Origin of the sequence: Flagellimonas ulvae (genome assembly GCF_049333175.1) — a bacterium.
Taxonomy (GTDB): Bacteria; Bacteroidota; Bacteroidia; order Flavobacteriales; family Flavobacteriaceae; genus Flagellimonas.
The window spans coordinates 831,323-844,722 of record NZ_CP186325.1 but is presented as its reverse complement, the minus strand read 5'-3'; the positions used below and the strand labels follow the sequence as shown (position 1 = coordinate 844,722).

General features: G+C 39.2%; 10 protein-coding genes. 3 read left to right on the top strand and 7 right to left on the bottom strand.

What is annotated here, in order from left to right; genetic code table 11:
- Positions 1 to 59: 59 nt before the first annotated feature.
- The 3 genes from ACOKFD_RS03910 to leuC all read right to left on the bottom strand — a co-directional run bounded on the left by ACOKFD_RS03910 (position 60) and on the right by leuC (position 3,720).
- The gene (locus ACOKFD_RS03910) at positions 60 to 1,577 is read right to left on the bottom strand and encodes an alpha-isopropylmalate synthase regulatory domain-containing protein (RefSeq protein WP_422860062.1); all 1,518 of its coding nucleotides are present in this window, start codon (positions 1,575 to 1,577) and stop codon (positions 60 to 62) included.
- Between the two features lie 33 nt (positions 1,578 to 1,610).
- A complete protein-coding gene (leuD, locus tag ACOKFD_RS03905; protein WP_422860061.1) occupies positions 1,611 to 2,207 on the bottom strand; it encodes a 3-isopropylmalate dehydratase small subunit in 597 nt (198 codons plus the stop codon).
- A 103-nt stretch (positions 2,208 to 2,310) separates the two neighbouring features.
- On the bottom strand, positions 2,311 to 3,720 hold the full coding sequence (gene leuC, locus ACOKFD_RS03900; RefSeq protein WP_422860060.1) for a 3-isopropylmalate dehydratase large subunit: 1,410 nt from the start codon (positions 3,718 to 3,720) through the stop codon (positions 2,311 to 2,313).
- Positions 3,721 to 4,133: 413 nt separating this feature from the next.
- Between leuC and ACOKFD_RS03895 the strand changes: the two genes are divergently transcribed.
- On the top strand, positions 4,134 to 5,246 hold the full coding sequence (locus ACOKFD_RS03895) for a DUF2911 domain-containing protein (protein ID WP_422860059.1): 1,113 nt from the start codon (positions 4,134 to 4,136) through the stop codon (positions 5,244 to 5,246).
- A gap of 58 nt (positions 5,247 to 5,304) precedes the next feature.
- Here ACOKFD_RS03895 and ACOKFD_RS03890 read toward each other — a convergent pair whose 3' ends face one another.
- The 3 genes from ACOKFD_RS03890 to recG form a co-directional block, all read right to left on the bottom strand.
- Positions 5,305 to 6,348: an Ig-like domain-containing protein gene (locus ACOKFD_RS03890; RefSeq protein ID WP_422860058.1), complete on the bottom strand. Its 1,044-nt coding sequence runs from the start codon at positions 6,346 to 6,348 to the stop codon at positions 5,305 to 5,307.
- A gap of 41 nt (positions 6,349 to 6,389) precedes the next feature.
- Positions 6,390 to 7,511 carry a hypothetical protein gene (locus tag ACOKFD_RS03885; protein WP_422860057.1) on the bottom strand — a complete coding sequence of 374 codons (1,122 nt, stop codon included), beginning with the start codon at positions 7,509 to 7,511 and terminating at the stop codon, positions 6,390 to 6,392.
- A 113-nt stretch (positions 7,512 to 7,624) separates the two neighbouring features.
- Positions 7,625 to 9,730 (bottom strand): ATP-dependent DNA helicase RecG, encoded by a 2,106-nt coding sequence (recG, locus tag ACOKFD_RS03880; RefSeq protein WP_422860056.1) that lies wholly within the window; start codon positions 9,728 to 9,730, stop codon positions 7,625 to 7,627.
- Positions 9,731 to 9,777: 47 nt separating this feature from the next.
- Here recG and ACOKFD_RS03875 point away from each other — a divergent pair, with 47 nt between their 5' ends.
- Together ACOKFD_RS03875 and ACOKFD_RS03870 are read left to right on the top strand one after the other, a co-directional pair.
- On the top strand, positions 9,778 to 11,871 hold the full coding sequence (locus ACOKFD_RS03875) for a M1 family metallopeptidase (protein ID WP_422860055.1): 2,094 nt from the start codon (positions 9,778 to 9,780) through the stop codon (positions 11,869 to 11,871).
- The gene (locus ACOKFD_RS03870) at positions 11,868 to 12,782 is read left to right on the top strand and encodes a patatin-like phospholipase family protein (protein ID WP_422860054.1); all 915 of its coding nucleotides are present in this window, start codon (positions 11,868 to 11,870) and stop codon (positions 12,780 to 12,782) included. Before ACOKFD_RS03875 ends, ACOKFD_RS03870 begins: the two co-directional genes overlap by 4 nt.
- Position 12,783: 1 nt before the next feature.
- On the opposite strand, the gene ACOKFD_RS03865 is transcribed toward ACOKFD_RS03870, so the two are convergent.
- Positions 12,784 to 13,302 carry a hypothetical protein gene (locus tag ACOKFD_RS03865; RefSeq protein ID WP_422860053.1) on the bottom strand — a complete coding sequence of 173 codons (519 nt, stop codon included), beginning with the start codon at positions 13,300 to 13,302 and terminating at the stop codon, positions 12,784 to 12,786.
- Positions 13,303 to 13,400 lie beyond the last annotated feature (98 nt).

Here is a 13,400-nt window from a genome sequence, read left to right as displayed (position 1 = left end):
AGTTTTCAATATGGTTTTTCTCAATGACTGATGCTCATATAAATTTATTCTCCAATGAATCAAAAGAGGTTGAGCATTTTTTCCGTGGCTTTTATAGCAGATACCGTTTGGTCAGAATCCAATCCACGCGTTGTAAAGTCTTTTTCTTTAGTTTTCCAGGTAATAACGGTCTCACAAAGAGCGTCCGAGGTGCTTCCTGGTGGTATGCGTACTGCATAATCCACTAATTTGGGTAATTCTACCCCTTCTTTTTTGTACACCTTTTGCAAAGCATTAATAAATGCATCAAACTGTCCATCTCCTTGAGCATTTTCCTCATAGGATTTCCCGTCAATTTCTATGGATAGGGTAGTGGATGGTTTTAACCCTTTTGAGTGGGTCAACACATAAGACTTCACAAAAACGCGTTGTTGGTACAAATCTGAATCTAGGACGTCTGAAATGATATAGGGCAAATCGTCTTTGGTCACTCTTTCTTTCTTATCACCCAATTCAATAATTCTTTCGGTAACTTTTTTTAGTTCCTCATCGTTTAAGGTTAACCCTAATTCCTGAAGGTTCTTTTGGATGTTGGCTTTTCCAGATGTTTTCCCTAAAGCATATTTGCGTTTTCTTCCGAATCGCTCAGGTAATAAGTCATTAAAGTAAAGATTCTTTTTATTATCTCCATCTGCATGTATACCAGCAGTTTGAGTAAAAACATTATCTCCAACAATGGGTTTGTTGTCTGGTATTCCAAAACCTGTAAATGCTGAGACCAATTTGCTAACCTTAAATAGTGAAGACTCTTTTACACCTATATTTATTTCCGGCATAAAATCATTCACAACAGCAACTACACTAGCCAATGGTGCATTCCCTGCACGTTCACCCATACCGTTTACAGTTAAGTGCAAGCCATGGCAACCAGCCTTAAGAGCTTCCATTACATTGGCCACGCTTAGGTCATAATCATTATGCCCGTGGAAATCAAAATGAGTTTTAGGATAGCGCTCAACGATTTCAGTTAAAAACTCACTTGCTTCAAAATGGGTGAGTATTCCAAGGGTATCCGGTAAAAGAACCCGTTTGATGGGTTGGTTGGTGAGAAAATCCAGGAATTGGAAAACATATTCCTTGGAATTTCGCATACCATTGCTCCAATCCTCGAGGTAGACGTTCGTCTCTATCCCCATTTGCTGGGCTTTATCAATTACATCCTTAATAGCTTTGAAATGCTGTTCAGGTGTTTTTTTAAGTTGATGAGTAAGATGATTTAGTGATCCTTTGGTCAATAAATTCTGGACTTTGGCACCCGCTTTTTCCATCCAATCCAAGGAAACCCCACCGTCTACAAAAGTGAGTACCTCAACCTTGGAAATATACCCTTCGGTCTTTGCCCAATCGGTTATGTTTTTTACGGCATTGAATTCTCCATCGGAAACGCGAGCAGAAGCTACTTCGATACGGTCTACCTTAAGCTCTTCTAGCAGCAGTTTGGCCAAAGTCAGCTTTTCCGAAGAGGAAAAGGAAACCCCAGAAGTTTGCTCACCATCCCTTAAGGTGGTATCCATGATTTCAACCGTTCTTCTTTCCATTTTCGCGGTTCTAACCCAATTGTGTATCAGAAGTTATAGCGGAGTGTTCTGCGCAAATTGCTGAATATCGTTTTTAATGTTCAAGAGATAATCGATATCATCGAAACCGTTGAGCATATTTTGCTTTTTATAGTCGTTGATAGCAAAGCTTTCACTTTCTCCCGTTTCTAGTATGCTAATGCGTTGTTCGGGAAGATCTACTTCAATTTCGGTTTTGGGATTGGCCTCAATAGCTTTGAATATCTTATCCAAGAACTCAGTGCTTACTTGAACTGGAAGCACTCCTATGTTAAGGCAATTATTTCGGAAAATATCCGCAAAGAAGCTGGAAACCACACAACGGAAACCATAATCATATACAGCCCAAGCCGCATGCTCCCTAGATGAGCCAGAGCCAAAGTTCTTTCCTCCAACAAGAATTTTACCAGAGTAGATAGGGTTGTTTAGAACAAAATGCTCTTTAGGTGTATTGTCGGAATTGTATCTCCAATCCCTAAATAAGTTGTCGCCAAAACCTATACGTTCTGTCGCCTTCAGAAAACGTGCAGGTATGATTTGGTCCGTATCCACATTTTCTATGGGCAATGGAACTGCACTACTGGTTAATATGCTGAATTTATCGTATGCCATTTTTTCAATTATCAAATATCAATTTCCAATTATCAATAATTTCTTTGCAACCCTATTGGGTAGCCTTTGTTCATTGACCATTGTATATTGGTCATTACAAATATTATGTTTCTTGAAGCTCCATAAGTTCTCTAGGGTCGGTAACCTTTCCAGTTACTGCCGCCGCAGCTGCCACCAAAGGACTAGCCAACAATGTTCTTGCACCTGGGCCTTGTCTGCCTTCAAAATTCCGATTTGAAGTACTTACCGCATATTTTCCTGCTGGGATCTTATCATCATTCATAGCCAAACATGCGGAACAACCGGGTTCGCGCAACTCAAACCCAGATTCATTAAGAATATCCAAAATACCTTCTGCTTTAATCGCTTCTTCCACTTTGTGAGAACCTGGTACCAACCATGCTGTTACATTTTCGGCTTTTTTTCTACCTTTTATGATGGATGCAAAGGCTCTAAAGTCTTCAATCCGTCCATTTGTACAACTTCCTAAAAAGACAAAATCTATGGGCTTTCCAATCATCGCCTCACCTTCGTTAAAGTCCATATAGGCTAAAGATTTTTGATAGGTTGCAGCTCCGGCATCCATAGCTTTAGCTGTAGGAATACCGCTCTGGATTCCGATGCCCATTCCTGGATTTGTGCCATAGGTAATCATGGGCTCGATATCAGATGCATTAAAAGATATCTCTTTGTGGAATGCTGCATCATTGTCAGAATACAAGGTATTCCAATATTCCATGGCTTTATCCCAGTCCTTGTCTTTGGGAGTGTATTCTCTTCCTTTTATGTATTCGTACGTGGCACTATCAGGTGCTATCATTCCTCCACGGGCACCCATCTCTATACTTAGGTTGCACACTGTCATTCTTCCTTCCATGGACATGTTCCTAAATACTTCGCCTGCATATTCCACAAAATATCCTGTTGCTCCTGAAGTAGTTAGTTGAGATATAATGTAAAGGGCAACATCTTTTGGAGTAACCGCATTATTCAGTTCCCCATTGATTGTAATCCGCATACTTTTAGGTTTAGGCTGCATAATGCACTGCGTAGAGAGGACCATTTCCACCTCACTTGTCCCGATACCAAAAGCTATGGCACCAAAAGCCCCGTGTGTTGAAGTATGCGAGTCGCCACATACAATAGTCGCTCCCGGTACGGTAATGCCGTTTTCAGGACCAATTACATGAACAATTCCATTCTTTTCATGCCCAAGTCCCCAATATGGAATATCATGTGCTTTTGCATTTTCCTCAAGCGCTTTCAACTGGTTTGCCGATAGCTTGTCCTTAACGGGCAAATGTTGATTGCGGGTTGGGGTATTATGATCTGCGGTTGCAAACGTGCGTTCTGGATAGAGTACTTTTATTCCCCGGTTTTTGAGCCCAAGAAATGCTACCGGACTTGTTACCTCATGAACCAAGTGCCTGTCAATAAAAAGGACATCAGGTCCATTTTCGATATGGTGTACCACATGGGAGTCCCAAACTTTGTCAAAAAGAGTTTTGCTCATCACCTAAATAATAAACTTTTAATAACGGATAAAAGTAATTTTAAGGTAAAAAGAAGCCAATACAAAGGAATTGAAATTACGATGTCCAACGATTTCGATTCAAATATTTCGAGCTCAAGAAGACTTATGATTTATGATATTTCCTACCTAAAATGATTTTCTACTTCTTCGTTTTGATGACTTTTTTGTCTCTCATCAAATTCCAAAGTAAACACCGATAAGAACTTACCTTCATTTGTGTTAACGTATTTAACACAGTGTCTACCTATTAATATAATACCCTCTTAAAACTCTGTATTTTAACAGGTTGGCCTTTATTTTAACATTGCTGTAACGTCAAACAAACAATCACGTTTCTACTTTAGAGCCACAACCTTTACAGTTTATTCATTAACAAAATCAAAAACGAACCAATGAAAAAATGTTACTCGGCTATTTCTGCCATTTTTTTTCTAGGAATTTTATTCTCATCAACATCTTCCATCGCTCAATTGAACTTTTTACCACGCGGCAGTCAAATGGCTAAAGTGATGCAGCGTATTGGAAACACCGACGTTACCATTGTTTACTCCCGTCCTAGTGTAAATGACCGCGAAATATGGGGAGCTTTGGTGCCCTATGGTATGAACAACTTAGGATTTGGCACCGCTTCTGAATCTCCGTGGAGAGCAGGCGCCAACGAAAACACCATTTTCAAAACATCCCATGACCTTAGCATTAACGGAAAAACTTTGCCTGCAGGAAAGTATGGACTACATATGATAGTCAACGAAGACAATACGGCGACAGTGATTTTTTCCAAAAATTATAATGCTTGGGGAAGTTATTTTTACAAACCGGAAGAAGATGTACTCCGTGTTGATATTAAAACAGAGGAAATTCCTCATGTTGAACAGTTAACTTATGGTTTCAATACTGTTGATGCTAATTCAGCAGTTGTTGCACTAAGCTGGGAAAAGAAACAGATTCCATTCAAGATTGAAACTGATGTGACCAACAACGTTTTGACGGAAGTACGTAAACAATTGCAAACCACACCAGGTTTTGTCAGACAGAGTTGGGAACAAGCTGCAAACTTTGCATTGAATAATGATGGCGACTTGGATGAGGCGCTCTCATGGGCGGATGCTGCTATTGCAGGTCAATTCTTTAGCCAAAAGACGTTCAATAACTTGAATATAAAATCCCAAATTTTGGCAAAACAAGGTAAAACTACAGAGGCCAAAACGCTGATGGAGGAAGCTTTACCATTGGGGACAGTTTTCCAAGTTCATGGTTATGGCAGACAATTGATTGCCCAAGGGAAAAATGATGAAGCCCTGGAAATCTTTAAATGGAATGCAAAGGCCCATAAAGGAACTTGGCCTGTTCATTATGGATTGGCAAGAGGATATTCGGCTTTGGGGGATAACAAATCCACTCTAAAACATCTAAAAATTGCAATGGATAATGCGCCGGCACAAGCCAACAAAGACCGAGTTGCTGCAAATATTGCCAAAGCAGAAAAAGGAGAAGCAATCAACTAAGCATATTCTGTTATACCTAAAAAAGTGCCCGGGAATTTTCCTTGGGGCACTTTCTTTTTTAACGCTCAATACTGAAGTTCAATGTGTTTTCGGTTGATTTTTTATCCACACTATTATCGGAAAGATCTGTATCAAAAAGACGTTCTAGATTGTTTCCAGCTAAATCCTCAAGAACTGGGTTGACGTGAACAGAGTATTTTCCTGGAACCCATTTTTCTTTTGGTTTAAACTCTAGCTTCAATTCATTCTCCAAAAGAGAAAAAGTACCTTCCATTAATTCGCCCTCACGGTTTTTGACCTGAATAGTTTCTAATATTAAAACAGCGTCCATAGGCTCGTTAAAACGAATTTCCAATGGATTTTTGGTATTTGCTCTGGGAATATTAACATCCCATAGCTTTGGATTGGGCCTTTGTGAATCCTTTCCAACAACATTTAGCGTTTTAATGTACTTTCTGGCCAAGGGATAGCCCTGCTCAGAAGTCCATAGACTATCTATCGAAATGGTATAACGGTGCTTTTGCAGAAGGGGAGGTCCTTTTTCCCGATTTGGTATCAAATCCGTCTTAATTCTACCAGGGTCCAACCAAAGAGTCAGTCTAGTACGCTCTTTATTCCAAAGTTCAGTCTGCATTTCCAGAAAAATATCAGATTCCTTTTGTAATGTGTTATCAAAAACCGAAATGAAATCCAAGGCACTTTTGGAATGCTGCATGGGTTGAGAGAACACAAAATACATTTTTAAAAGATTTTGAGGTACGGTGTCCACCGAAGGATAAATTGCAATAAGTTCTGGATTCTTTTGTTTGCGAAAACGGTCTATTGTAAAAGATCCAATGAGTTTTTTATTTTTTCGTATCTCATAGGTTTGACCTGCGGTAAATGGAACAATAGGAATAAAGGTACAGGTTTCCTTTTCACAGGTAAGATCGCCCAAAATTGGGCTTAGATTATTTTGTTTCAAATACAAGGCATACCCAGAAGATTCCTCTGTTTCAAATGCTACACTTACTGCCTTTCCATTGCTATAGTTAACATGGATATTTTCTGAAGACTTGTTTTTTGCACAATTAAAGAAAAGGGCAACACAAAAAAAGACCAAGGATAACTTGATCTTTTTGTTTATGATTGAGTAAGGGTAAATCACATCCATTTGGTAGATCTGCTGCGCAATACCAATTCACCGCTTCCTGTTCTTTGGATATAAAGTACATTGGAATCATCCAAATTGTCCATTTGCTGAACGTAGGGAAAAGGAAGATTGTCATAAGGAACACCAGTGGCCACGGCAAATTCGTTTACCGGCTCAGTCAAGGTCTCTTTGAAGCCGGCAATATCCTCGTAATCCAATCGCATTACAGGACGGTTGGTATTAGACATTAAAAAGTATTGCTTGCCCTCTTTTTTGTAGGATATCATATCCAAAGGAGAGTTGCCTGCTCCCAGTTCGGCAACAGTACGACCCTTAATGTGTTTTCCATTTTCGAGTTGGCTCATTGGAAACAAAACCAAAGGAGTACAGGTATAGCTTGCCATCAAATAGTCTTGATTATTTAAAGAAACTACGTCGAAGGTCTTAATCGGCGCATGAGTTTCGTATTGACCATGAGCGGCATGCCAGATTTCAAGGGAAGTTTGGTCTTGCGAATCTGTAAATGGAAAAGGGATACTTCTTAAAGTAGAAGCAAATTCTTTGTTGGAGAGTCCTGATACCAAAATACGGTCTCCATGAAATTTTAAATCAGCTATGGCCCAGACCCTTTGCGGTCTTCCTCTTCTATCCTTGGCATCTGCATCAATGGCATCATTTAGCGAAATTTTTGAATAGCTAATCTCTTTTAGGGATACATTTTCCAGGGTTTCACCTTTCAATCGAAGAAGCACTGTTGTGCCATCTTCCATACTTACTGCAAAATATGGGGTTTTTGACTTTGGATTTACAGCCATATCACTAATTCTGATTTTGTCTTCAGTGGTGCCCAATGATGCAGCTATCATTTGGTCAAACTTTCTGATATTGATTTCATCAGCATTCCCTTTTTCACTTACATCTTTAGTATCCAGTGCATAAACCATGGCATTTTCAGAATCTCCAACGAATAGTAATCCTTCAGGACCAAAACTTAAAGCATTGATGGAACCAATTTCAGGATTCCCATAAATAAAATTGGGGGTAAGGTCTTCGGAGGTTTCATTGGTAGTCCACGACGATAGACCGTAAAAGGCAAAAACCAACAACAAGGTTGGCACTACAAACTTTTTCATGATAGTTAGTTTTCTGTAAGGTAAATTCTTTTGTTTTAAAAAGAGAATTGATTAACAGGGAATTAACTCATTTTAACGGGAAGACCGAGAGCTATTGATCTAGTTATATTTGATTAGCTTATATAGTTCCAAATGGTCTTATCCTGAGATAGATTTTGGTAGGCTTGCAGAATACTTCTGTTTTCCTCTTTTTGAAGAGCTGGGTCTTTTTTAAGTAAATTCATTGCATAGAAACGGGCCGTTTGTAGAATTTGATTGTCTTTTACAATATCTGCAATCTTAAGATTCAGCATTCCACTCTGTTGGGTTCCCATAAGGTCACCCGGTCCTCTCAATTTTAGGTCTACTTCAGCTATTTCAAAACCATCATTGGTGCGAACCATGGTTTCCAAACGAGTTTTGGAATCTTCAGATAGTTTGTGGCTTGTCATTAGAATACAAAAGCTTTGTTCGGCTCCTCGACCCACCCTTCCTCTAAGCTGATGGAGCTGTGACAACCCAAATCGTTCTGCACTTTCAATAATCATTACGGAAGCATTGGGAACATTCACGCCAACTTCAATCACCGTTGTGGCTACCATGATTTGGGTTTCGCCTTTTACAAAACGTTCCATTTCATACTCCTTGTCCGCCGGTTTCATTTTTCCATGGACTATGGAAATCTGATATTCCGGTAAAGGAAAATCTCGGGAAATGCTTTCATAGCCATCCATTAGGTCCTTATAATCCAAAGCCTCAGATTCCGCTATTAACGGATAAACCACATAGATCTGTCTTCCCTTTTTGATTTCATCTTTTATAAACTGAAAAACCTTTAAACGATTGGAATCGAAACGGTGTACTGTCTTTATGGGGCGACGGCCGGGAGGCAATTCGTCGATAACGGAAATATCCAAGTCTCCGTATAGGCTCATGGCCAGCGTTCTTGGAATGGGTGTAGCGGTCATGACCAAAATGTGGGGCGGAATCTCATTTTTATGCCAAAGTTTGGAACGTTGTGCCACTCCAAAGCGATGTTGTTCGTCAATTACAGCCAAACCTAAATTTTTGAACTGAACGGTATCTTCTAAAACGGCATGGGTTCCCACTAAAATGTGGAGTTCACCACTTTGTAGGTTTGTGTGTATTTCTTTTCGTGCTGATTTTTTTGTGGAACCCGTCAATAAATTAATTGTAACATCCATTTCGCCCAACAAATCTTTCAAACCATTAAAGTGCTGCTGCGCCAGGATTTCGGTAGGTGCCATTAAGCAAGCCTGAAATCCATTGTCCAAGGCAAGAAGCATACATAAAAGAGCTACAATGGTCTTACCAGAACCTACATCCCCCTGCAATAAACGGTTCATTTGGGCATTGCTCCCCAAATCATTTCTAATTTGCTTTATTACTCTTTTTTGGGCATTGGTCAAATCAAAAGGTAAATGTTCTTCAAAGAAAGTATTGAAAAATGAACCCACCTCGCTAAAAGGCATTCCTTTTATTTTCTGTTTCCGTAGGATTTTTTTTGAAATGAGCTGCAATTGCACAAAAAACAATTCCTCAAATTTTAGACGAAACTGTGCTTTAGCCAAGAGCTCTTGATTTTTGGGAAAATGAATATTCAATAATGCTTCACTTTTGGAAATAAACTTTAACTCCTCTAAAATCTGCTGGGATAAGGACTCATTGAATTGCCCTTTGCAGTCCAAAAAGAGTTGTTGAACCATTTGGCTTATGACGCGATTGGTAATACCTCGAGCACTTAGCTTTTCTGTTGATGGGTAAATAGGTTGCATGGCAATTTTTAATCCTTTTTGATGTACAGAAAAGAGCTCCATCTCAGGATGCGCCATTGAAAAAGTACTACCATATCTTGATATGCGACCAAAAACCACATAAGGTTCATTCAATTTCAGATTTTCCCTAATCCATTTATGGCTACGGAACCAAACCAGTTCCATTTGCCCAGTGTCGTCCACAAAATTGGCTACCAATCGTTTCCCCCTTTTTTGCTCAACGGTTTTTAGGTGGATAATTTTACCTACTATTTGTACATCGGCCCCACTAGGTTGTAGTTGGTTTATTTTATAGTATTGTGTCTTGTCCAAATATCGGTTCGGAAAAAGCTGAAGCAAGTCCCGATACGTATAAATGCCCAATTCTTTTTGTAGTGTTTCCGCACGGTTGGGACCCACACTTTTAAGATAGGTAATTGGAGTTTGTAGAAAATTGGCATTCATCAAACTAAAATATGTAATTTGGAAAGACTTTTGCTACCCCAAATTATATGAAGCTACCTTTATCCATATCTATTACTCTTTTAAGCCTTTCTTCATGCTTTGCGCAAACACAAGAAAAAATTGACGTCCTAGATGCTTCCGTGGTGATTAGTCCAAAACCCGTTTCAAAAGAAATACATGGTACTGTCGTTTATCGTTTTAAAGCCTTAAAAGATGTGGATTCGGTTTTTTTGGATGCCAAGAACATGAAGTTTTCATCGGTGCGTTTTGATAGTAAGAAGCGAGCAAAATACAGCTATAACCAAAAAACGATAACGCTGTTTGAGAGATTCAAGGCGAATACCACATATAGTTTTGAGCTGGTCTACACAGCTCAACCGAAGCAGACCGTTTACTTTTTTGGGTGGGAAGATGATGTTTTAGGGAACGAGCAAATATGGACCCAAGGACAGGGAAAATATACAAGCAATTGGTTGCCAAGCTTTGATGATATGAACGAGAAAGTGGTCTTTGATTTGGGGATTGTTTTCGATTCATCGTACAAAGTAATTGCAAACGGTAAATTGCAAAGCCAAACAAAAATTGATACCAAAACAGCTTGGAGTTTTGATATGTGGAAGCCTATGAGCAGCTATTTGGTCGCCTTTGCAATTGGTAATTTTGACAAGGAAACCATTCAATCCTCTTCCGGAATTCCTATAGAGTTGTACTATGAGCCAAAGGACAGCTCAAAATTTGAACCAACATATCGCTACACAAAAGAGATTTTTGATTTTTTAGAGGATGAAATTGGGGTCCCTTACCCTTGGCAGAATTACAAACAGATACCCGCTCAGGATTTTTTGTATGCTGGGATGGAAAATACAGGGGCGACTATTTTTTCAAATACCTTTGTAGTAGATTCCATAGCCTTTATTGATAAAAACTACGTCAACGTAAATGCCCATGAATTGGCGCATCAATGGTTTGGTAACATGGTGACCGAACAAAGTGGGGAACACCATTGGCTACATGAGGGCTTTGCCACGTATTATGCATATTTGGCTGAAAAGGAACTGTTCGGAGATGATTACTACTATTGGAAGTTGTATGAAACGGCTACTTCCTTATATACCTTTTCAAAGGATGGAAATGGAGAGGCGCTGACCAATCCAAATGCGGGGAGTCTTACGTTTTATGAAAAGGGAGCCTGGGCTTTGGTCATGCTAAGGGAAAGGGTAGGAGATGAAGCTTTTAAAGAAGGCATCCAGAATTATTTGCAAAAATTTGCGTATCAAAATGTGACAATTTCCGATTTCATGTGGGAGATGAGAAAGGCTTCGGGTATGAAATTGATGGATTTCGAGCAGATATGGCTTCAGAATTCAGAATTTCCTATGGATTTGGCGGAAAACTATCTTTTGACAAAAAACAAATCCCTTGAAGCTTATTTGGGTATTAAGCAAACCAAACAGAAATCCGTAGATAGCTTGGTAAGTTTCAGGTTGGAAAAATATTGGAATACTACGGAATCCTCTCATTTTAAGAGACAGCTGGTTTTTGATTTTGCAATGGATATTTCAGATGAAAGATTAGCTAAACTGATGGAAGGAGAAGGAATTAGGGTGCGCCAAGCCCTAGCTTTAAGCGTTCCGAAGGTATCACAGACTTTAAAACCAATTTTTGAGTTCATGCTGAACGATGAAAGTTACGTGACCCAAGAAGCTGCCTTATTCAAACTGTGGAGTGATTTTCCAGCAAATCGTTTTGATTATTTAGAAAAAACTTCAATGACAAGTGGTTTACCTAATAAGAATGTTAGACTGTTGTGGCTCGCTTTGGCCTTGGCCACTCCAGAGTATAAAAAAGAACAAAAACGCTCGTTCTATACTGAATTGAGCGGGTATACCCATCCCAAGTATCACTTTGAAGTACGTTTATTAGCGTTCCAGTACTTAAATAACCTTGGTGCTTTTTCTGATGAAGTAATTAAAAACTTGGTCAATGCCTGCAACCATCATGTATGGTATTTCAAAAAGTCGAGTCGAACATTTTTGAAGAAGTTTTTGAAAGGAGAAGGAAATAAGGACCGACTAAAAACCATATATGTTTCCTTGAATCAACAAGAGAAGGAATATTTGGATAAAACTTTAGGTAAATGAGAGCTTTGGTCATATCTGGGGGAGGAAGCAAGGGCGCTTTTGCAGGAGGGGTGGCCCAATTTCTTATTCAAGAAGCCAAACACGAATATGACTTATTTGTAGGCACCTCTACAGGTAGTCTTTTAATTACCCATTTGGCGCTAAACAAGTTGGACAAGATCAAGGATATTTACTCATCGGTAAACCAGCATAGCATTTTCAATAATTGTCCATTTATCATCAAGAAGAAACATGGGGTTGAACGCATTGCAATTAATCACTGGAACGTGCTCAAAAACTTCATGAACGGTAAAAAGACTTTCGGTGAAAGCGAAAATTTGAGAGAACTTATTCGCGAGTCCATTACGGAAAAAGAGTTTAATGTATTAAGGAACGGACACACCGATGTAATAGTGACGGTATCTAATCTCTCTTTAAATCAGGTAGAATACAAATCCATAAATGATTGTACGTATGATGAATTTTGCGATTGGATATGGATTTCTTCCAACTACGTGCCCTTTATGAGCTTAGTGAAGCGAAATGGATGCGAGTATGCCGATGGGGGATTGGGAAGTTTGGTGCCCATTGAAGAAGCTTTGAAACGAGGTGCTACAGAATTGGATGTTGTGGTTCTTCGTACCGAGGTGAATTATTTAAATAGAATGCCTGTTCGCAGCCCATTTGAATTGATAACCACTAGTTTCGAGTTTATGCTGGACAGAATCGAGAACCAAAATGTACGTGTTGGAAAGCTGGTGGCCAATCAAAAGGATGCCATTATCAATTTTTACTACACCCCCACTGTTTTAACCACAAATTCACTCATTTTCAATAAGGAACGAATGACTTTATGGTGGAAACGTGGCTATCTCTACGCAAAAAACAAAAACGAAGAGACCAGCCCGATAGACCCCAAACATTCTGAATAAACTACCAAAGCTCGCTTACCTCTTTCTTTATAAAAGAAAGAGCGGTAGAGGAGGGAGACTGTTTCTCCATGGTTTGGTTAAGAATATCTTCACGAAGTTTATCAGGAGACTCGGTTTGGCTCATACCAGCAGAACGGATGGCTTGAATAGTAGCGTTTTTGGCTGTTTTTATAATATTCCAACACTCATCTGACATGTAAATCTGTTGAGAAAGATTATGCTCAAATTCGGTTTCGATTTGCTTAATCAACAAATTCTCGTAGTCACTTTTGCTAGTACCAACTGGCGCAACCCTTACCACAAGACTGTTAAGAGAAATCCTTTCCAAAAAAAGAACCATTCGCTCATAGGCCTGCAAACGAATGGGCAAAGCATCTTTTTGAGCATCTTTTTGAAGCAAATAGCGCCTTCTTCCATCTTCATTTCTGGTATGCAATCTGAAAAAATAAAACGCTACTGCGCCAGTTACAACTGCTGGTAATAAAAAGGCAAACAGTTGCAAAATTTCATCTCCGTTCATGGGTAGTTGGTTTTTTTGATTTTACTAGAAAATAGAACGAACTAAATTTAGAAAAAGTATTAGCGTAGCCTCAAGTATCTTTCTACCAACAATCCTTT